This window comes from Nocardioides sp. (assembly GCF_050246775.1).
Taxonomy (GTDB): Bacteria; Actinomycetota; Actinomycetes; order Propionibacteriales; family Nocardioidaceae; genus Nocardioides.
In genome coordinates, this window is the sequence record NZ_JBFWVK010000001.1 from 1,328,593 (window position 1) to 1,347,193 (window position 18,601).

Genomic DNA, 18,601 nt, shown 5'->3' on the forward strand with positions numbered 1-18,601 from the left:
GAACTGAACCCTACGCACCCGTTCCGACACCCGGTAGGCGCCCAGCAAGCCGTACGCCGCCCAGGACCGCCACCGTGATGGCCACGAGGGCGCCGAGCATCAGGGCGGCGGCCTCACCGGGGACCAGGACGCCCAGTTCCGTGCCCACCTTGGCAGCGGCCACCGGAACCCCGAGCTGGGCCGAGGCAAGCAGTGCCAGTGGCACCGGCTGACCCAGCAACCGGCCCACCAGGTGCGCCAGGCAGGCCCCCACCCCCAGGCAGACCCCCAGCAGGATCAGTCGCGGGTGCTCCGCGAGGGCTCGCAGGTCCAGGCTGGCACCGAGCCACACGAAGAACAACGGCCCGAAGAAGCCCTCGGTGAGTGCGAACAGCTGCTTGGCGAGCCGTCTGGGCTCGCCCACCGCCGCGACAGCCAGCCCGAAGGCGAATCCGGCAAGCAGGATCGATGTGTGCAGCCACACCGCCAGCGCACCCAGTCCGAAGAGCAGCGCGAGCTGGACGCGCAGCTCGAGCGCGAAGTCGCGCTCTTCTGAGAGGTCGTGCACCTTGGCGCGCGCGCCGTTGCGCTCGAAGTGCCGGAGCAGCCAGAAGACCAGCAGGGTCGCCGCGATGACGGCTGCGGTGCCACCCGCGGCTCGCCACGCGTTCGCTGGCTCGAGCACGAGAGGAAGGGCCACGATGCAGGCCGCGTCGGCGATCGCCACCTGCGGCAGCAGCTCGAGCACCGGCTTCCCGGTCAGGCCGGTCGAGTCGAGCGCCGGCAGGATCAGGGCCGCCGACGACGACGCCATCAGCACGGCGTACAGGGCGGCGTGCGGGACGTCGAACGCCGCGGCCAGCAGGCACCCCAGCAGAGCCGAGGCGACGCCGACGGCCAACGCGCGGAGTACGCCGACACCCAGCGCCGGGCGAAGCGATGGGTCGGTCACCGGGACATGAGATCCCACGACGAACATGACGAGGGCGAACCCGATGTCAGCCAGGACCGTGAAGGTCGGGTCACCGGGATCGAGGTAGCCGAGCAGGGACTGGCCGAGCACCAGGCCACCGAGCAGCTCACCCAGCACCACCGGCAGCCGCCAGGTGGCGCCCAGCGCGAGCACAGGGCCGAGCAGCGCAATCAGGCAGACCACCGACAGCTGGGCGAAGCTCACCGACCCATCCTCGCGTACGCCGGACAGGGAAAGGCCCCCCACGTACCCGACAGAGCTCGCTTACCCTTGCTGCCTTCCGGCCCTGGGGGAGTTTGGCAAGATGCCGCCACGTGGGGGGTTGTCGCAGAGTGTAGGTGAGCGCCGTCGCCCTGGACAAAGTGGAGGCGATTTCGCGGCGCCGACGCGGACCGGTAACCTCCTCGGCGGAGGATTCGCCTAGTGGCCTATGGCGCTCGCTTGGAAAGCGGGTTGGGTTAATAGCCCTCAGGGGTTCGAATCCCCTATCCTCCGCGGCCGCTGACGTGCGGAAACATCGGGGCCGGCTCTTCGGAGCCGGCCCCGATGCATGTTCCGGACCGGAGTCAGCCCAGGAGCCGCGCAGCGATGTCGTCGAGCAGCCCGTCCGAGGGAAAGTCCTCGGTGCGCGAGTAGAACACCAGCAGCGAGTCCTTCCCTTCGAGCTGCAATTCCCAGTTGGCGGCGTCATGCGTGTGGTCGAGCCCCGCGCGAAGCGCGTGTCCGGTCCGTCGGTCGACGTGCAGGACCGGCCGCCCACCGGGGTCTGCGACCTGGAGCATGGTCAGGTCCGCTGCGCTCAAGCACCGAGGCACGGCGGTCAACCCGACGACGAAGCGAACGACCACCTCAGGCAGGTCGGGTGGAGCCAGCTCGACGACCACCGGTTTGTGGAACGGCAGGATGATGCCGCCCCTGCCCCAGTTGCCGGTGCGAAGTGCCATCGCGAAGGTGTGGGCAGTTGCCATCCCGACATCATGCTCCAGCAGCTCGCTCCGGGTCGGCCCACCTGCGACCCGTCAGCGCGTCTGGCAGGGTCCTGGATCTGGCGTGCGCGTCGACCCCGGGTCAGCGTCACACCGATCGTCGCCATCCAGGACGCGAACCGCATAGGCGCTGAGAAGCATCAGGGCGGCCAGCACCGAACCGGCCAGCACGGAACGGAGCGGCCGACCCCGAGGAACGCCCTCACCAGGTCCGATCCCGTGCACGAAGGCAGCGCCCAGTCGATGACGGCCGTCGCGTTCGGCCTCGGCCAGCTCGCGGTGACGAGACATGTCCCATCACCCCCTGACCCCGGCGAGCAGTCCCATCCCCAGGACCAGCAGCGGCAGCAGGGACACCTGCAGTGCGGACTCGATCAGATCGGCCATGTGGGCTCTACGTCCGGATCGTTTGCCTGGGAACAGGCCGGCTCCCACCAGCACCGATCCGAGGACCACGACCCCCGCCGCGAGACCGGGGCGCCACGCGGGCTGATGAAGCACGATCGAGGTCATCAAGGCGCCGCCTCCCGCGATTCCCGAGCAGAGCTCAGCCGTGGTCACCCCGGACATCGGCTTGCCTCGGCTGCGCATCGCCGACAGCAGGGAGATGACTGCGAGCAACGACGTGCCTGCGAGTCCTGACCCGACCGCGAAGGGCGCCACCACCACGACGAGCATCGCTGAACTCGTCGTCAGGGCGATCAGCACGTGATCAGCGAGCCGGATCGCCGATCGAACGGCCTGGTCGTCGAGAGGGAGCACGGGAGAGTTGCCCTCCACGGGAGGCGAGAGGGCAACGGGGCGGATCGAGGCGAACGACAGCGACATCGCCGGAAACCACCCCGCCGTGATTCCCGCGGCGCACACCGTGGGCAGCAGGACCAGGGCAGCCTCGCAGGACACCCGGGCGAGCACCCACCCGTCGATGGCCAGCACGCCACCAGCAAGCACGACGGGTAGCAGGGCCAGTCGAGCCGGACCCATGGCGATCAGCCCGACGAGACCCACGATCGCTGCCGCGGCCCCACCGGCGAGGAAACGCGTCCCCGTGGACGGACCATCCGGCACCATCGAGACCGTCGACGCCACGCCGCACGTAGCTGCTGCCCAGCCGAGCGACCCCACCGACCAGAGGCCGTCGCCTCGGTGGGACGACACGACGGCCACGGTCAGCAGGAGGGCTGCCAGCCCCGCCAACGCGGCGCCCGGAGCGGTGGTTCCCCGCTCGAGGACCATGCACAGCGCTGCGACGAGGAGGCAGCCGACACCCGCGTACGTCGACCACTGGCCGCGCGCCGGCTCGGGAGCCCTGGGCCGCATGTCTGCCACCAGCTCGACCAGGTCGTCGTACACCCGGGGAGCCGGTCCGACCGGCGCCGGCGACAACACCAGCACCGAACCGTCGCGCACCCCCTGGGTCGCCAGGGTGTCGGTCGACGTGAACTCGTGCCCGGTCAGGCTCACCAACGAGCACGCATTCAGCCCCGAGCCGGACTCGGGCACCCCGAGCAGGGGCGCGAGCTCAGAGACCAGCTCCGCGACTGGCACACCTCCGGGCAGCACCACGTCGGCACGGCGACACCCGAAGGCAACCGTCACCCTGAGGCTCGGCGACTCCACCCGCCCCGACCGAGCCACCTCATGCGAAGAGACGGCTGCCGGCGACATCTGCAGCGGCGAAGGCCTGGTTCGAACGGTCCACGGCTTGGCCAAGCTGGAGCAGGATCTCGCGCATCGACTCGATGGCCGTAGTCCAGGTGGCCTTGGCCGGGACATAGGCATCCTTGGCGGCCCCGGTCCAGGACTGCTGACGCGCGTTGAGTTGGGATTCCAGATCCGCGATGAGCTGCTGGAGCCGTGTCGAGGCAGTGCTCAGGTCGGCGGCGGCGACGTCGAGGCCGCCGTGATTCACCTTGAGATCGGTCATGGGGATTGGTCCTCTCGTTGGTTGTTCAGCCCAGCCGGCTGCTGAACTGGTGGAAGGCCGCGGTGACGTCGGCATCGGTCGCGTCGAAGGACCGTTCGGTGTGCTCGAGCGCCACGGCGAACCCGTCGAGGGCTCCCAGCAGGCGTCCGACCTGTTCATGCCAAGCCTGATGGACCCGGACGAAGGCGGTCGCGCCCTGGCCCTGCCACTGGGCGCCGAGGGCGGCGAGCCGGCCGTTGAGCTCGCTGATCTGGGCAGCGAGGTCGACACGCGCCTGGCGCGTCAGTATCACTGACTGACCGAGGGCATCTGAGGTGTTCTCCATGGCGCGTGTGGTCATGCGGACTCCTTGTTCGGCGAGGACGTGGCTCGTCCCACTGATGACGAGCCGTTCCCTGGCCGAGGCCGACGAAACCTGCTCACCTGCTTTTCCACAGATCGGGTGTGTGTGTTCCACAGGCCGTCGAATCGGTGCTGGCCGAGGCGCCCCTGCCTCTCTACGGTCATAGACCCGGCGCTACTCAGGAGGTGACATGAGCGTTGGTCCGCAGCACCTCTGGCCCGCCGATCGGCCCGTCGTGCCCACCGGTCAACTGCTGGTGGAGGCACCACCCGAGGTGGAAGCTACCGAGGGCCCAGCCGGGGTCCTGTCGAGTGCCCTGCCGGTGGTGGGGAGTGTCGCCTCCATCGCTCTGATGACCCAGATGGGCAGCCAGCACGGCACATCAAGTCGCACGGTCGTTGCGGCCGCCGCGTTCGTGCTGGCCAGCGTCGCATTCGTCGTCCTCCAGGTCGACCGGCAGCGTCAGCAACGCCTGCGCAGGATGAACGACAAGCGCGCCGACTACCTAGGTCGACTGCACGAGACCCGGACCCACCTGCGCGAGCTTGCCGGCCAGCAGCGCCGGGCGCTGCTCTGGCACCACCCCGATCCGGCCTGTCTGCCCCTGCCCGCCTCCCACACCGATCGGCTCTGGGAGGCACCTCGAGGCGACGCCGGTCCTCTGCCGGTTCGCTACGGCCTCGCCCGGCTGCCGTTGTCCGTCGACCTGGCTGCCCCACCCACGCGATCCGGCAGTCGGACCGACCCCGGTGCGGCCGCGGCAGCACGCCGCCTTGTCGGCGTACACGCGTCGCAGTCGCACCTGCCTGCCTGCCTGGACCTGCGCGACCACACGCACATTGCCGTCAGCGGACCGGCCGAGCGCAGCCGTTCCCTGCTGAGGGCCTTGGTCTGCTCCGCAGCCGCCTGCCACCCGCCCGGTGCTCTCATGATCGCCGCCTTGGTCGCCGAGGAGCACCTGGAGCGCTGGGATTGGCTGAAGTGGCTGCCGCACAACGGACACCCACATCATGGCGACGCGGCCGGTGCACGACGACTCCTGTCGTCGGACCCACAGGCGTGGAGCCAGTGGGGCTTGACACACCGCCCCCCGGATTCGCGCCACCTGCTGCTGGTCGTGGACGGCCACCCGTCGCCGCCGACGTCGGCGATCCCGGCCAGGATGACGTCGCTGGCGTTGCTTGCCGGCGTGGCGCCTGGCGTGAGTGAGGCGCACCTGCGGTTCGAGACAAAGGCTGACACCGTCCTGTTCAGGGGTCCGGGGATGACGACCGCTCGTGCTATTGCGGACCACTGCGACCTCACCGTCGCGGAGGCCTTCGCCCGCCGACTCGCCGGACAGGCCACCAGCAACCGCGATCTGCCAGCACCGACGGACGTCATGAGGCTTCTCGACGTCGATGACCTGCCTGGACTCGACGTGCATCAGCGGTGGTCTCGAACGTTGCCTGACGAACGGCTGCGGGTGCCCCTCGGCCACGGTGAGACGGGAGTGGTGCATCTCGACCTGAAGGAGTCCGCTGAGGGCGGCGCCGGCCCACACGGTCTGGTGGTGGGCGCGACGGGTTCCGGGAAGTCCGAACTGCTGCGCTCGTTGGTGCTGGCCCTGGCTCTCGGGCAGTCACCGGCACAGCTGAATCTGGTGTTGGTCGACTTCAAGGGCGGTGCGACGTTCGCCGGGCTGGCTGCGCTCCCCCATGTCTCGGCGATGGTCACCAACCTGATCGACGATGTGGCGCGGGTCGATCGCATGCAGGAGGCGCTCACCGGCGAGCTCGAGCGCCGCCAGGTCATCCTCCGGGCCGCTGGCGACGTCTGCTCCCGGGCCGCCTACGAGGCTGCCCGTGAGGCTGGAGCCGAGCTGGCGCCGCTCCCAGCGCTCGTGATCGTGGTCGACGAGTTCTCCGAGCTGCTGTCGGCCAGGCCGGAGTTCATCGAGACGTTCACAGCAGTGGGGCGCCTGGGACGCTCCCTGGGGCTCCACCTCCTGCTGGCCTCGCAGCGGCTCGATGAGGGTCGGCTTCGCGGGCTCGAGTCGCACCTGTCCTACCGCATCGCGCTGCGCACCTTCTCGGCGGCAGATTCCCGGGCGGTCCTCGGCAGTCCGATCGCCCACGAGTTGCCACCCGAGCCCGGGGCGGGGTTCCTGCAGACGGGCACCGCGAAGCTCCAGCGGTTCCACGCTGTCCAGGTCTCTGGGCCGTTGCCAAACCGCGACCCCGTCACCCCGAGGACGGTGCAGGTCCTCCCGTTCACAGCCGCGGTCACCCCCGACCCGGCCACTCCGGGGGCGCCAGCGACACGTCGGCCTGCCGTCGCCGGATCGATCCTCGATGTGGCCGTCTCTCGACTCGCCGAACAGGGGCCGTCCGCCCACCAGATCTGGCTTCCACCCCTTGATCTGCCGGACACCCTCGATGCGCTGCTACCCGACCTGGTCAGCGACCCTGCCCTCGGCCTCGTATCGCCTCACTGGCGCGCTCGCGGGTTCCTGACCGTGCCGGTCGGCCGCGTCGATCGCCCGAAGGAACAGCGGCGCGACCCGCTGCTGCTCGACTTCGCAGGTTCCGGTGGCCACCTGGTCGTGGTGGGTGCACCCCGCAGCGGCAGAAGCACCCTGATGCGGACCGTCGTCTGCGCCCTGGCCCTGGTCGCGACTCCTCACGAAGTGCAGTTCTTCGTGCTCGACTTCGGTGGCTCGAGCTTCGCTTCCCTGGCCGTGCTGCCGCACGTGGCTGCGATTGCGACCAGGGCGACCCCCGACGTCGTACGCAGGATCGTGGCCGAGGTCGGCGACATCCTGGATGCGCGCGAGAAGCACTTCGCTGCGCACGACCTCGACTCTGTCCACCGATACCGCGATCAGCGCCACCGCGGTGAGGTCGGCGACGGGTGGGGAGACGTCTTCCTCGTGATCGACGGATGGAGCACCCTGCGCTCCGACTTCGAGGACCTCGAGCCGACCCTTCAGCAGCTAGCCGATCGCGGCCTGACGTTCGGTGTGCACCTGCTCGCCACCACCAGTCGCTGGTCCGACATCCGCCCAGCCAGCCGCGACCTGTTCGGCAGCCGGCTGGAACTGCGCCTCGGTGATCCCCTCGACTCCGAGATCGACCGCCAACGCGCGCAACGGGTCCCGCACCGGCCAGGTCGGGGCCTGGTCCCTGACAAGGGGCATTTCCTCGCGGCCCTCCCGCGCCTGGACGGGCAGTCCGATCCCAGCACCCTTCGCGCCGGTGTCGACCATCTCGTCTCGCGTTCCCGGGCGGCTTGGCCGGGTTCACCGGCTCCCCGGTTGAGGATGCTGCCTACACATGTCGACCTCGAGGAGGTTCGTCGGGCCGGCGATCACTCACCGGGTTTGTTGGTCGGTCTCGCCGAGCGTGAGCTCGCGCCCGTGACGCTCGACTGCAGGATCGATCCGCACACCCTGATCTTCGGCGAAGCTGGGTCCGGCAAGACCGCGCTGCTGCACACGATCTGTCATGAGATCGCCCGGACGCGCTCTCCGTCCGACGCCCAGGTCGTCGTTGTGGACCCTCGGCGATCACTCCAAGGGGCGGTGGCCCAGCCGCAGCTGCTCCACCACCTGACCGATCCGGTCACCACCGGCACGGTGCTCAGCGAACTCGCTGTCCGGCTCGTAGGGCGGCTCCCTGGTCCCAGCGGGTCGTCAGCACCACACCGTCACGGGTGGAGAGGGCCGGAGGTGTTCGTGATCGTCGACGACTACGACCTGATGGTCGGCTCCCCGCTGGCTCCCCTGATCGCGTTGTTCCCTCGAGCTCACGACGTGGGGCTGCGCGTCCTCCTGGCACGACGCAGCGGGGGTGCTGCCCGGGGAGCCTTCGAGCCGGTCATGCAGAGCCTTCGGGAGCTCGGAGCCGCTGGCTTCCTGCTCTCGGGCAGCCCAGATGAGGGCGCCCTGGTCGGAGGTCATCGCTGTGAACCAGCGCTGCCAGGTCGGGCGCAGTTCATCACCCGCGGTCGCGGAGCACTCTCGGTCCAGATCGCCTGCGTGAACCACCAGCGGAAGCACCGATGAGGAAGTGATCTGGATGTAACCCACTGTCTACATGTTCTTCAACTGACTCGCTCATGATTGATATCTCAACGACCACACCACTGGGGGTAGTTCATGAACACCGGCACGGACATCGACTTCGACCGCAAGCTTGAGCAGATCCTCGCGGCCCGGGAGCGCCAGGAGGCCAAGCACGCCAAGGGCCTGCTCACCCTGCTCAACGGGCGCGACGACCTGCGCGGCGTGCACGCCTTGGCCGACATGGTCGGCGAGCGCGTCCTGTGGTGCGCCTGACCCAGAGGGCTAGGGCCATCAGGCCAGTGCGTGGGTCAGCGACGTCCTGACTTGAACATGCCACGAGCGATCTCGCGCGCTGCGGTGCGCATGAAGTCCTTGAACGCCCCCGAGTTCACCACGTCCGAGACGACGCCGCCATCGTCCTGTTTGCGTGCGGATGTCGACTTCTTGGTCCTCGCTGCCTCCTTGGCTGCCGCAGCGGCCTCCTTCGCCTCGGCGGCCGCCTCGGCCTCAGCCTGGGCCTTGGCAGCGCCGGCCTCGAGCCTGGCGGCCAACATCTCGCGGGCCGACTCCCGGTCGATCGAGGTCGCGTACTTCGCGTAGCGCGGACTGGCCTTGACTGCCGCCTCCATCGCGGAGGATTCGGCCGGTCCCATCAATGACTCCGGGGCGCGCAGCCTCGTCCACGCCACCGGTGTAGGGGCACCTCGCTCGTTCATCACCGTCACGATCGCCTCCCCGATGCCCAGCGACAGGATGACCTTGCCGAGGTCGTCGTACGACGAGGTGGGATAGGTGTTGACCGTCTGCTTCAACGCCTTCGCATCGTTGGGTGTGGCGGCGCGCAGCTGATGCTGCACGCGCGATCCGAGTTGAGCCAGGACATTGTCCGGGACGTCGGTCGGCGACTGGGTCACGAAGAACACTCCGACACCCTTGGACCGGATCAGCCGCACCGTCTGGGCGATCTGGTCAAGGAAGGCCTTCGAGGCGTCGTTGAACAGCAGGTGGGCCTCGTCGAAGAAGAAGACCAGCTTGGGCTTGTCGATATCGCCGACCTCAGGGAGGTCGTGGAACAGGTCGGCGAGAAGCCACATGAGGAACGTCGAGAACACCGCCGGCCGGTCAACCAGGTTGGGCAACTCCACGAGGCTGATCAGACCCTTGCCGTCGGCGGAGACCTGCAGGAACTCGCTGGACTCGAACTCCGGCTCGCCGAAGAAGGCGTCGGCACCCTGGTCCTGGAAGGAGATCAGCTCGCGCAGCAGGACACCGGCCGTGGCGGCCGACAGGCCACCCAGCTCCTTCAGGTCCGGCTTGCCCTCGTCGGAGTTGAGGTGAGCGATGACCGCGCGCAGGTCGGCCAGGTCGAGCAGGGGCAGGCCCGCCTTGTCGGCATAGTGGAAGACCAGCCCGAGGCTGGACTCCTGGGTGTCGTTGAGACCCAGCACCTTGCTCAGGAGCATCGGGCCGAATGAGGACATGGTGACGCGCAGCGGGATGCCGGTGCCCTGGCCACCCAAGGCGTAGAACTCCGTCGGGAAGCCCCTGGCGGCCCACTGCTGGCCGACACTCGCCGCGCGTGAGGCGATCTTGTCGCTCGGCTGCCCCGGCACGCTCATCCCGGACAGGTCACCCTTGATGTCCGCGGCGAAGACCGGAACGCCGTTGCTGCTGAGCTGCTCGGCCAACAGTTGGAGGGTCTTGGTCTTGCCCGTCCCGGTGGCCCCGGCCACGAGGCCGTGGCGGTTGAGCATGCCCAGGGGGATGCGGATGTGGACGTCGGACAGCTCGTCGCTTCCGAGCATCAGACCACCGAGTTCGAGGGCTGCCCCGTCGAACTCGTAGCCCGGTCCCACCGCCGCGGCGATCGGGTTGGTCTCGACGGGTGGGGCGATCGGCTGCTCGGCCGGCGTCTCGGTCATGCGGTGAAGCCTAACCAGCCTGATGGGTGAGCGGGAGGCTACTCACTGGCGACGAGGGCCGCCCCGAGCCCGATCATCATCACCCCACCGGCGGTGCCGAGGTGGTCGAGTCGATCCGGCTTGCGCGCGAACCAGTCGCGGGCCCGGCTCGCCGCCATGGCCCAGCAGGAGTCCGAAGCGATAGCCATCGCTCCGAAGACGGAACCGAGCACAGCGATCTGCAGTCCGCTGCGGCCTGCGGCCTCGTTCGTGAACTGCGGCAGGAAGGCCACGAAGAACACGATGGTCTTGGGGTTCGTGAGACCCACGATCATCCCCGTACGCAGGGCGCGCCCCCTGGCCTCGGGGAGTCTTCGAGCCTCCTCGAGCGCCACCCGGGCATCGGCTCGATGCCGGATCGCGGAGATGCCCAGCCACACGACGTACACCGCTCCACAGACCTTGAGGGCCGTGTAGGCCGTGGCGCTGGCAGCCACCACCGCCCCCAGTCCGACGGCCACCGCCAGGACCTGGGCGGTCACCCCGATGCCGTTGCCGACCACGGAGAGCAAAGCATCGCGCCGACCCACCGTCAGCGCACGACCGATGGTGAACAGGAGGCTCGGACCGGGCACCTGGATGAAGAGGATCGAGGCGACGAGGAAGGCGAGCCACTGACTGGACGTGGGCATGGGTTCATTCTGGGTGATGGGACCCACATCGGTCACCTCGATATAGTCACCGACGTGATCTTCAAACGTGTCGGGACCGAGCGGCCCTACCCCGCTCACGGTCTGGACGCGCGCGGCTGGGCCGGGCTCCCGCCCACCCAGGTCCGGCTCGACGAGCTCGTCACCACCAAGGCCACGCTGCAGCTCGATGCCCTGCTCGACGACGACTCCACGTTCTACGGCGATCTGTTCGCCCACGTGGTGCGGTGGCGTGGCGACCTCTACCTCGAGGACGGACTCCACCGTGCTCTGCGTGCCGCCCTGCAGCAGCGCAACGTCCTGCACGCCCGCGTGTTCAGCGCGGACGCCTGATGCAGATCGGGCCGAGGCTGCGCACCGCCACCACCCTCGTCGTGCTCAGCATCCTGATGCTGCTCGGTCTCGTCTGGGGATGGTCCCAACTCATCGCCCCGTTACCCAGCCTGACCGGAGACACGCCCACCCCCGAGGCCGTCTGCACCGTCACGACGCTGACCAAGGGGACGAAGCTCCGCGCTTCGGACGTCACGGTCAGCGTCTACAACGCCGGCGTGACCGACGGACTGGCCAACCGCACCATCAAGCAGTTCGGCGCCCGCGGCTTCTCGCCCGGCGACAGCGGCAACGCCCCCGCGACCGCCAAGGTCGATCGAGTCCAGGTCTGGGCCCCCGACCGCGCCAACCCTGCCGTGCAACTGGTGCTGCGACACCTCGGCCCCGGGGTCAAGGTCACGGCGTCGACGGGCGAGCCGCTCGGCCCCGGCATCGTCGTGGTGGTCGGCGACGACTTCACGCGGGTCCTCAAGGGGCCTCAGGCGATCAACGTCCGCGCCGACGCCGAGGTGTGCGTCGCGAACTAGTCGCCCCAGTCGGTGCGATGCTCCGCGCCCCGCTTCTCGCCCCGCTTGTCGCGCTTTTCGCTGAGCTGGTCGGGACCCAGCCACTGAGCCAGTCGGCCGCCGATCGAGACCTGGCGCAACCGCTGCTCCGTGGCGTCGCGCACCTTGCGGGGGGTGACGACCAGGAGGTCGTCGCCACGGCGCAGGACCGTACGCCGCTCGGGCACCAGCGTCTCGTTGTCCCGGATCACCATGGAGACCGAGGCTCCCCGCGGGAGGCGAAGCTCACCGACCTCGACCCCGTGCATCAACGACTGGGGACTGATGGTGATCTGGAGGAGGTCCGCAGCCACCCGCTCCAGCGGCGCAGCCTCCATCTCCAGGTCCCGCGGTTCTGAACGCTGGACAACATCGAGGACCTTCGCGGCCCAGGGCAGGGTCGGGCCGGTCACTATCGTGAAGATCACCACCATCACGAAGACGATGTCGAAGAGCTGTTCGGACCCGTTCACACCTGCAGCGAGCGGAATGGTCGTCAACACGATCGGGACCGCTCCACGCAGGCCGGCCCACGACATGAAGGCGGTGTCCTGCCAGCTCATCGGTCTCACGATCGAGCTCGCGAGAACCGACAGCGGCCGGGCGACCAGGGTGAGCACCAGCCCCGCGGCCACAGCGAGTCCCACGCTGTGCAGGGTGATCCGGCTCGGGAACAACAACAGGCCGAGCATCACGAAGAGCCCGATCTGAGCCAGCCACGCCACGCCTTCGGAGAACGATCGGGTGGCGGTTCGGTGGGGCAGGTCCGAGTTGCCCAGCACCAGCGCGGCGACGTACACCGCGGCGAAGCCGGAGGCGTGCACCGCGGCTCCCACGGCGTACGCCAGGAACGTGAGGACCAGCACGGCCAGCGGGTAGAGCCCCGATGACGGCAGGGCAGCCCGGCGCATCACCCAGGCGCCACCGAAGCCGACCGCTAGGCCGATGACGAGACCTGCCAGCAGCTCGAACGCGATGATCCCCGCCATGTAGAGGACCCCGTGCTCGGCGGCGGCACCGCTCGAGACGAGCGTGACCAGCACGACGGTGGGCGCATCGTTGAGCCCGGACTCCGCCTCCAGGGCGCCGGTCAGGCGACGGGGCAGCGGTACGACGCGCAGCACCGAGAAGACGGCCGCGGCATCGGTCGATGACGTGACGGCACCCAGGAGGACGGCGAGTTCCCAGGGAAGGCCGAGCACGAAGTGTGCGGCCAGAGCCATGACTGTCACCGAGACCGCTACACCGATGGTGGCCAGCGACAACCCCATCCGCATCACGGGCCGAATCTCGCGCCAGTTCGTGGTCAGACCGCCCTCGGCGAGGATGATGATGAGCGCCCCGAACCCCAGCGCGTGCGCGAGCTCGGCGTCGCCGAACCTCACGCCAAGCCCGGACTCGCCGAGGCCCACGCCCATCAGGAGGTAGATGAGCAGGCTGGGCAGGCCCGCCCGGGAGGACAGTCGCACGGCCAGGATCGCCAGGATCGTGACGACGGAGCCCACCAACAGAAAGGTGTCGAGCTGGTGGGCGTCGAAGGTCAAGGTCGTCCCGTCGAGAGGCGGCGGCGGAGCCCGAGTCTATCGGTTTTCCACAGGGTGGAGCGCCGTGTGTTTCGGCGCGGACGGGGTGGGAAGACCTGCTGGTGGCGAAAGGCAGGGACACATGTACGGCGACACCGCGAAGATCCGGCAACTGGCTCACCAGCTGCGCGACCGGGCGACCGACCTCCGGTGCGAGGCGAGGGGGCTGAGCGAGCAGGTCGCAGCAGTGCGCTGGACCGGACGGGCGGCCGACGCCATGCGAGCGTTTGCCGAACGTCGGCTGCAGCAACTGCTGGAGTGTGCCCACCGACACGATGACGCAGCCGTGGCGCTGGAGCGTCACGCCGCCGCCGTCGACCATCTCAAGCAGGTGATCGCCGAGGTCGAGCACCGAGCCCGGGCACTCGTGCACGGCGCCCGAGCACGACTCACCAGCCTGACCCACCAGGCGTTGGCCGGGGTGGCGGCGCTGACGCCTGATCCGGTCGATGAGGCCCTGGACCGGTTCGTACCCCCACCCCCGGGACACCTGGACTGGCTCGGGGTCCGCCTGCCCGGGCTGGGGCGCTGACGTGGCAGCGTCCCCCGCTCCCGACCGAGTCGGCCAGGCCAGTGACCCCGTCCCTGCGCCGATCATCGAGGTGTCTGGCGGGGCCAGTGACCCCACCGTCGAGCGCGCCGCCGCCCTGACTGCCGCCTACGCCGAGGTGCGGGCCCTGGCCGACACCTACGACGACCTGGGCAGCAGGCTGCGGGACCGAGCCGCCCTCAACGGCCAGGTCCTGCTCAGTCCCGAGCTGCTGGAGTCCTCGGTCCTGTCTCCCGCCACGTTCGCCGCGGTCGAAGCCGCCGTTGGTGCCGCGACTGCCGGACCCGACGGGGTCCTCGAGTCGTCAGTGGCGTGGGAGACCGACGCCAGGCTCATCCGGGCCGCGATCGACATGATCGAAGAACAGGACCGGCTCGCGCATCAGAGCATGGAGCTGGTCGACTACGCGTTGGGCAGGGCTGTGGGCACGGCGCTGCCGATGGTGGTGGCCGGGGCCGCTCTCGCGATGCCCGTCGTGATGTCGCCGCGGGTGCGTCCCTGGGCGCTCCCGCTCGCCCGGAGCCTCGCGGAATCAGGAACGGACTGGATGTTGCGGCATCCCACCCTCGAGCGTCATCTGTTCAACGGTGCAGGCGGCCTGCTCGATGGGCTCGCCGCCAGCACCTGGCCAGGACCGGGCGGGCCCGCCTTCCTGCCGTCCCACCTCACCACCGAGGAGGCGGCGAGCACCCTGGCCCGGATCGGCGGCACCGAGGGCCCCGCTCTGCTCAGCCACCTGGATGAGGCCGATACGCCTGTGCCAGCGACCCCCAGGAGTCTCGCCGACCTGGTCGAGAATCTTGCCGCGATCAACGGCACCACCGACCTGCCACAGCCCGACGGCGCGATCACCGTCCAGCGTCTCGACTCCTCCGACGGCACGATCCGATGGATCCTCTACGCGCCCGGCACTGACCAGTTCCTGCCTCAACCCGAGGGTGGGTCGGCACGGGACGGGGCTGCAGACCTCCTGCTCACCGCCGGCCGCGAGACCACGTACGGCGACGGCGTCCGCCAAGCGATGAAGTTGGCCGGCATCCAGCCGGGCCAGCCCGTGTTGATGGTGGGTCACTCGATGGGCGGGATGCTGGCCGTCGACCTGGTGCGCCAGCATCCGGAGCTCGACATCACCAACGTGATCACTCTGGGCTCGCCCATCGCCCCAGGCGACATCCCCGACCGAGCCCAGGTGCTGTCGCTGGAAAATGCCGGCGACATCGTGCCCTTGACCAGTGGGGAGAGGAACTCGCCCACCAGCAACCACGTGACCGTCTACTTCGACGATTCCCGCGCCGGCGGCCAGCAGCACGACGTAGCCCACTACCTGCACGGTGCGCACGCTGCCGACCTGTCCACCGCACCGGGCATCGTCGAGCAGCGCCGGTCGCTCGACGGGTTCTTGGAGGCGCACAAGTCCGCTGCCCAATCCTTCGTGGTCACCCGGTGAGCACCTCACACAAGGTCGTGCACGAACTCCCCCAGCTGGGTCAGGTTGCGGCACTCAACCATCGCCACCACCTCGCCGTACTCGACAGCCGCGGAGTCGCCTGTTCCCCAGTGCCGGCCATGCTCCGGGTTGAGCCACCAGGAGTGACGGGACGCCCCCGCCATGCGGCGCAGCTCGTCGAGGGCCAGCTCGCTGTGGTTGGACCGAGCATCTCCGAGGATCAACAGGCTGGAGCGCGGCCCGAGGGCCTCGGGATGGGCCGAGTTGAACGTCGTGAAGGCCCGTCCGTAGTTGGTGCGGCCCCACAGTGCCGCGTGCCGGACGCTGGCTGCGAGCTCCGTCATCACCTCCGCGACATCCGCGCCGGGGACGAAGTGGTCGGTCACCTCGTGGACCGTGTCGACGAAGGTGAATGCCCGGACCTTCGTGAACTGCTCGCGCAGGGCGAAGACCAGCAGCAGGGTGAACTGGGCGAAGTTGGCCACCGAGCCACTGACATCACAGAGCACCACCAACTCCGAGCGATGCGGCCGACGAGGCTTGTGGTGCGTGGTGATCGGGACGCCACCGGTCGACATCGACGCGCGGACGGTCCGACGGAAGTCCAGCGAACGTCCCCGGCTCGCGTGTGCCTCCTTGGTCAGCCGCGTGGCGAGCCGTCTGGCCAGAGGCTGGATCTGGCGACGCATCTCGGCGAGGTCGTCCTGCCGCAAAGAGATGAAGTCCAACCGGTCGACGTTGGGGCGCAAGGTGCTGCGAGCGACGTGCTCGGGCCCCTTCTCCTCAGCGATACGACGCCGAGCGTCCGCCTCGGCCAGGCGGCGAAACCCGCGCACGCGAGCAGTCACCTCCGCCCGGGCCTCGTGGTCGAGCGGATCGATGCCCAGCGCGAGCAGCACGCGCTCGACCAGGCTCTCTGGATCGACGCGCTGCATGGCCTGGTGAGAGGACCAGCTCGACATCCCAGGGCCCCGCCCCGGCATCGCACCGAACGTGCCCACGGCTTCCCTGGCCAGGCGCTGTGCCGCCTGCGCATCCGTCGAAGCCAGGACCTCGGCCAGTCGGTCGCGCAGATCCTCGAGCGCTTGGGCACCGTCGCGCAACGGTACGTCGTCCGGCCCGTCCTCCACCTCGACACCGCTGCCCAGGAGTGCTGGGTAGAACAGGTCGAAGATCGCGTCGAACGTGGTCCGGTGGGACTGCCGCTTGACCAAGGTGGCGCCGTACGCGGCGCGCATGACCTCGCGGTCGGACCAATCCACCGAGGTGAGCGCCAGCCCGGCATCGATGTCCTCGGCGAGGCTGACCGGCAGCCCCGCGGCCCGCAGGGCTTCGACGAAGTCGACGTGCCGCTCGATCAGTGCCACCGCAACCTCACTGCCCGGCGGTCGGAAGGCGCTGACGCAGGGCCGGCTTCGCGAGCTCTCTGAGGGCCTTGTCGTGGTCCGAGGCATGCTTCAGAACCGCACCGAGGGTGCGCGAGACGGCCTCCAGGTCGAGAGTCTCGATCTGCAGGGCCACCAGGGTGCGTGCCCAGTCGATGGTCTCGGCGATCGAGGGAGACTTCTTCAACTCCAGCTGCCGCAGCTCCGCGATCACGGCCACGACCTGGCCGGTCAGGGCCATTTCCAGGTCAGGCAGATGTGACAGCAGGATCTCGCGTTCCCGCTCCGCATCTGGATAGTCGATATGCAGGTAGAGGCACCGCCGCTTGACGGCCTCGGACAGCTCTCTGGTCGCGTTGGAGGTGAGGACGACGTAGGGGCGGCGTACGGCGGTCAGGGTGCCCAGCTCTGGGATGGTCACCTGGAAGTCGCTGAGCACCTCGAGGAGCAGACCCTCGACCTCCACGTCGGTCTTGTCCACCTCGTCGATGAGGAGAACGGTCGGCCCCGAACGGCGGATGGCGGTGAGCAGCGGCCTGGTGAGGAGGAACTCGTCGGTGAAGATGTCGTCGTGGGTCTCGCTCCAGGCTTGGTCGGAGCCGGAGGCCTGGATGCGCAGGAGTTGCTTGCGGTAGTTCCACTCGTACAGTGCTCGGGCCTCGTCGAGGCCTTCGTAGCACTGGAGCCGGACGAGCTCGGCCCCCGCTGCGGCGGCCACCACCTTCGCCAGCTGGGTCTTGCCGACGCCGGCCGGGCCTTCGATCAGGAGGGGCTTCTCGAGCTCACCGGCGAGGAAGGCCGTGGTGCTGGTGGCTGCGTCAGGCAGGTAGCCCAGGGCTCTCAGTCGGGTGCCGACATCGTCAGGCGAGGCGAACCAGGTCACCCGCGGCAGCATAGGCCAGGGTCGACGGCAAGCCTCAGGTCTGGCAGGTTCGTACCAGTGGTCTCGGGACCGTAAAGTTTTCCCTGTTCGACAGACAGCACCAGCCCGACGCAACAACGATGTCCACACCGGCAGGGGGACCGGCCAACCCTCACCCTGTTCAGCCGTCGCCGGGAAGCAGTCGCCGCAAGGCGAACCGGAGTGCGCCCAGACCATCCCCGGTCCCCGCACCCCGGCAATCCCACCTGCTTCCCGGTGGCGGTGTTCACCGCCCTACGGCGAACTGACAGGCTGGCGGGGTGCAGTTGCTCCTGATCCGCCACGCCCAGACCCATTCGAACGTGTCCCGGGCTCTGGACACCGCGCACCCCGGCGCCGACCTGACGGAGCTCGGTGAGCGACAGGTCAGCGACCTGGCCGCGGCGCTGGCCGAGGAGCACATCGACCGGGTGTTCGCCTCGCCCCGCCTGCGCACCAGGCGTACGGCGGCGGGATTGGCAGACCCACGCGGCATCGAACCGACGCTTCGCGATGGCCTGGTCGAGATCGGCGCCGGCGATCACGAGATGTCCACGCTCCCCGAGCACGCCGAGGCGTACGTCGAGACTGCACTGTCGTGGGTCCGAGGAGACCTGGGATCGCGGTTGCCCGGGGCGGAGTCGGGTTTCGAGGCGCTGGCCCGCTTCGACCGGGTGATCAGCGAGGTGCTGGCCACCGGCGCGGAGTCCGTCGCGGTGATCAGCCACGGCGCCATGCTGCGCACCTGGTGCGGGGCGCGCGTGCGCAACGTCTCCCTCGACCACGTGCGTCAGCATCCGCTGCGCAACACCGGCCTGATCCGGCTCGACGGTGGCCCGGAGGGTTGGATCGTCACGGATTGGGACGAGCACGTGGTGGCCGAAGCAGGGCAGTCCGGCCCCGCCGCCGACCCCCTGCGATAGCCAGAATCGCCCCCGGCGACGGGTTCCGTCGCGATCGGCGAAAACTCTTAAAGAAATCGCTGTCATTTCG

The 18,601-nt window shown here is 69.1% G+C and carries 18 protein-coding genes, 1 tRNA gene and 1 other RNA gene; 8 read left to right on the forward strand and 12 right to left on the reverse strand.

The genetic code is table 11. The features are described 5' to 3' along the window. Window positions 1–10 precede the first annotated feature (10 nt). Window positions 11–1,156 carry a cation:proton antiporter gene (locus AB7I40_RS06260; RefSeq protein ID WP_428344184.1) on the reverse strand — a complete coding sequence of 382 codons (1,146 nt, stop codon included), beginning with the start codon at window positions 1,154–1,156 and terminating at the stop codon, window positions 11–13. Between the two features lie 29 nt (window positions 1,157–1,185). Next, window positions 1,186–1,276, reverse strand: an RNA gene (gene ffs / locus AB7I40_RS06265) — signal recognition particle sRNA small type. An 85-nt stretch (window positions 1,277–1,361) separates the two neighbouring features. Here ffs and AB7I40_RS06270 point away from each other — a divergent pair. Beyond that, window positions 1,362–1,447 (forward strand) — tRNA-Ser (locus AB7I40_RS06270). A gap of 71 nt (window positions 1,448–1,518) precedes the next feature. Here AB7I40_RS06270 and AB7I40_RS06275 read toward each other — a convergent pair. Genes AB7I40_RS06275 through AB7I40_RS06295 form a run of 5 tightly spaced genes read right to left on the reverse strand, consistent with a single transcriptional unit; the run spans window position 1,519 to window position 4,205 of the window. Then, the gene (locus AB7I40_RS06275) at window positions 1,519–1,920 is read right to left on the reverse strand and encodes a hypothetical protein (protein ID WP_428344185.1); all 402 of its coding nucleotides are present in this window, start codon (window positions 1,918–1,920) and stop codon (window positions 1,519–1,521) included. A gap of 51 nt (window positions 1,921–1,971) precedes the next feature. Then, on the reverse strand, window positions 1,972–2,229 hold the full coding sequence (locus tag AB7I40_RS06280) for a hypothetical protein (RefSeq protein ID WP_428347929.1): 258 nt from the start codon (window positions 2,227–2,229) through the stop codon (window positions 1,972–1,974). 6 nt (window positions 2,230–2,235) lie between these two features. Next, window positions 2,236–3,537 carry an EsaB/YukD family protein gene (locus tag AB7I40_RS06285; RefSeq protein WP_428344186.1) on the reverse strand — a complete coding sequence of 434 codons (1,302 nt, stop codon included), beginning with the start codon at window positions 3,535–3,537 and terminating at the stop codon, window positions 2,236–2,238. A 40-nt stretch (window positions 3,538–3,577) separates the two neighbouring features. Continuing rightward, a complete protein-coding gene (locus AB7I40_RS06290; protein WP_428344187.1) occupies window positions 3,578–3,865 on the reverse strand; it encodes a WXG100 family type VII secretion target in 288 nt (95 codons plus the stop codon). Window positions 3,866–3,890: 25 nt separating this feature from the next. Further along, the gene (locus AB7I40_RS06295) at window positions 3,891–4,205 is read right to left on the reverse strand and encodes a WXG100 family type VII secretion target (protein ID WP_428344188.1); all 315 of its coding nucleotides are present in this window, start codon (window positions 4,203–4,205) and stop codon (window positions 3,891–3,893) included. A 193-nt stretch (window positions 4,206–4,398) separates the two neighbouring features. On the opposite strand from AB7I40_RS06295, the gene eccCb reads away from it, so the two are divergent. Next, window positions 4,399–8,253 (forward strand): type VII secretion protein EccCb, encoded by a 3,855-nt coding sequence (eccCb, locus tag AB7I40_RS06300; RefSeq protein ID WP_428344189.1) that lies wholly within the window; start codon window positions 4,399–4,401, stop codon window positions 8,251–8,253. A 93-nt stretch (window positions 8,254–8,346) separates the two neighbouring features. Continuing rightward, window positions 8,347–8,526, forward strand: coding sequence for a hypothetical protein (locus AB7I40_RS06305; RefSeq protein ID WP_428344190.1), 180 nt, complete (start codon window positions 8,347–8,349; stop codon window positions 8,524–8,526). Between the two features lie 35 nt (window positions 8,527–8,561). Here the strand turns inward: AB7I40_RS06305 and AB7I40_RS06310 are convergent, their stop codons facing one another. Both AB7I40_RS06310 and AB7I40_RS06315 read right to left on the reverse strand, forming a co-directional pair. After that, on the reverse strand, window positions 8,562–10,175 hold the full coding sequence (locus tag AB7I40_RS06310) for a helicase HerA-like domain-containing protein (protein WP_428344191.1): 1,614 nt from the start codon (window positions 10,173–10,175) through the stop codon (window positions 8,562–8,564). A gap of 38 nt (window positions 10,176–10,213) precedes the next feature. Next, window positions 10,214–10,846 (reverse strand): LysE family translocator, encoded by a 633-nt coding sequence (locus AB7I40_RS06315; protein ID WP_428344192.1) that lies wholly within the window; start codon window positions 10,844–10,846, stop codon window positions 10,214–10,216. A gap of 54 nt (window positions 10,847–10,900) precedes the next feature. Between AB7I40_RS06315 and AB7I40_RS06320 the strand changes: the two genes are divergently transcribed. Both AB7I40_RS06320 and AB7I40_RS06325 read left to right on the forward strand, forming a co-directional pair. Then, window positions 10,901–11,197: a type II toxin-antitoxin system VapB family antitoxin gene (locus tag AB7I40_RS06320; protein WP_428344193.1), complete on the forward strand. Its 297-nt coding sequence runs from the start codon at window positions 10,901–10,903 to the stop codon at window positions 11,195–11,197. After that, window positions 11,197–11,724, forward strand: coding sequence for a LytR C-terminal domain-containing protein (locus tag AB7I40_RS06325; protein ID WP_428344194.1), 528 nt, complete (start codon window positions 11,197–11,199; stop codon window positions 11,722–11,724). The genes AB7I40_RS06320 and AB7I40_RS06325 overlap by 1 nt, the downstream gene beginning before the upstream one ends. Here AB7I40_RS06325 and AB7I40_RS06330 read toward each other — a convergent pair. Then, a complete protein-coding gene (locus AB7I40_RS06330) occupies window positions 11,721–13,286 on the reverse strand; it encodes a potassium/proton antiporter (RefSeq protein WP_428344195.1) in 1,566 nt (521 codons plus the stop codon). The two genes, AB7I40_RS06325 and AB7I40_RS06330, sit on opposite strands and share 4 nt — an antisense overlap. A 121-nt stretch (window positions 13,287–13,407) precedes the next feature. Between AB7I40_RS06330 and AB7I40_RS06335 the strand changes: the two genes are divergently transcribed. Next, a complete protein-coding gene (locus AB7I40_RS06335; RefSeq protein WP_428344196.1) occupies window positions 13,408–13,857 on the forward strand; it encodes a putative T7SS-secreted protein in 450 nt (149 codons plus the stop codon). Between the two features lies 1 nt (window position 13,858). Further along, window positions 13,859–15,322, forward strand: coding sequence for a lipase family protein (locus tag AB7I40_RS06340; RefSeq protein ID WP_428344197.1), 1,464 nt, complete (start codon window positions 13,859–13,861; stop codon window positions 15,320–15,322). 5 nt (window positions 15,323–15,327) lie between these two features. On the opposite strand, the gene AB7I40_RS06345 is transcribed toward AB7I40_RS06340, so the two are convergent. Together AB7I40_RS06345 and AB7I40_RS06350 are read right to left on the reverse strand one after the other, a co-directional pair. Then, the gene (locus tag AB7I40_RS06345) at window positions 15,328–16,689 is read right to left on the reverse strand and encodes a vWA domain-containing protein (RefSeq protein ID WP_428344198.1); all 1,362 of its coding nucleotides are present in this window, start codon (window positions 16,687–16,689) and stop codon (window positions 15,328–15,330) included. A 7-nt stretch (window positions 16,690–16,696) separates the two neighbouring features. Next, a complete protein-coding gene (locus AB7I40_RS06350; RefSeq protein WP_428344199.1) occupies window positions 16,697–17,590 on the reverse strand; it encodes an AAA family ATPase in 894 nt (297 codons plus the stop codon). Window positions 17,591–17,889: 299 nt separating this feature from the next. On the opposite strand from AB7I40_RS06350, the gene AB7I40_RS06355 reads away from it, so the two are divergent. Then, the gene (locus AB7I40_RS06355) at window positions 17,890–18,531 is read left to right on the forward strand and encodes a histidine phosphatase family protein (protein WP_428344200.1); all 642 of its coding nucleotides are present in this window, start codon (window positions 17,890–17,892) and stop codon (window positions 18,529–18,531) included. Window positions 18,532–18,601 lie beyond the last annotated feature (70 nt).

What these genes read in the sequence shown, in the direction of transcription:
- AB7I40_RS06275 (WP_428344185.1), bottom strand. Translation starts at nt 1,920, where the DNA reads ATGGCAACTGCCCACACCTTCGCGATGGCACTTCGCACCGGCAACTGG.
- AB7I40_RS06280 (WP_428347929.1), bottom strand. Translation starts at nt 2,229, where the DNA reads ATGTCTCGTCACCGCGAGCTGGCCGAGGCCGAACGCGACGGCCGTCAT.
- AB7I40_RS06290 (WP_428344187.1), bottom strand. Translation starts at nt 3,865, where the DNA reads ATGACCGATCTCAAGGTGAATCACGGCGGCCTCGACGTCGCCGCCGCC.
- AB7I40_RS06295 (WP_428344188.1), bottom strand. Translation starts at nt 4,205, where the DNA reads ATGACCACACGCGCCATGGAGAACACCTCAGATGCCCTCGGTCAGTCA.
- eccCb (WP_428344189.1), top strand. Translation starts at nt 4,399, where the DNA reads ATGAGCGTTGGTCCGCAGCACCTCTGGCCCGCCGATCGGCCCGTCGTG.
- AB7I40_RS06305 (WP_428344190.1), top strand. Translation starts at nt 8,347, where the DNA reads ATGAACACCGGCACGGACATCGACTTCGACCGCAAGCTTGAGCAGATC.
- AB7I40_RS06310 (WP_428344191.1), bottom strand. Translation starts at nt 10,175, where the DNA reads ATGACCGAGACGCCGGCCGAGCAGCCGATCGCCCCACCCGTCGAGACC.
- AB7I40_RS06315 (WP_428344192.1), bottom strand. Translation starts at nt 10,846, where the DNA reads ATGCCCACGTCCAGTCAGTGGCTCGCCTTCCTCGTCGCCTCGATCCTC.
- AB7I40_RS06325 (WP_428344194.1), top strand. Translation starts at nt 11,197, where the DNA reads ATGCAGATCGGGCCGAGGCTGCGCACCGCCACCACCCTCGTCGTGCTC.
- AB7I40_RS06335 (WP_428344196.1), top strand. Translation starts at nt 13,408, where the DNA reads ATGTACGGCGACACCGCGAAGATCCGGCAACTGGCTCACCAGCTGCGC.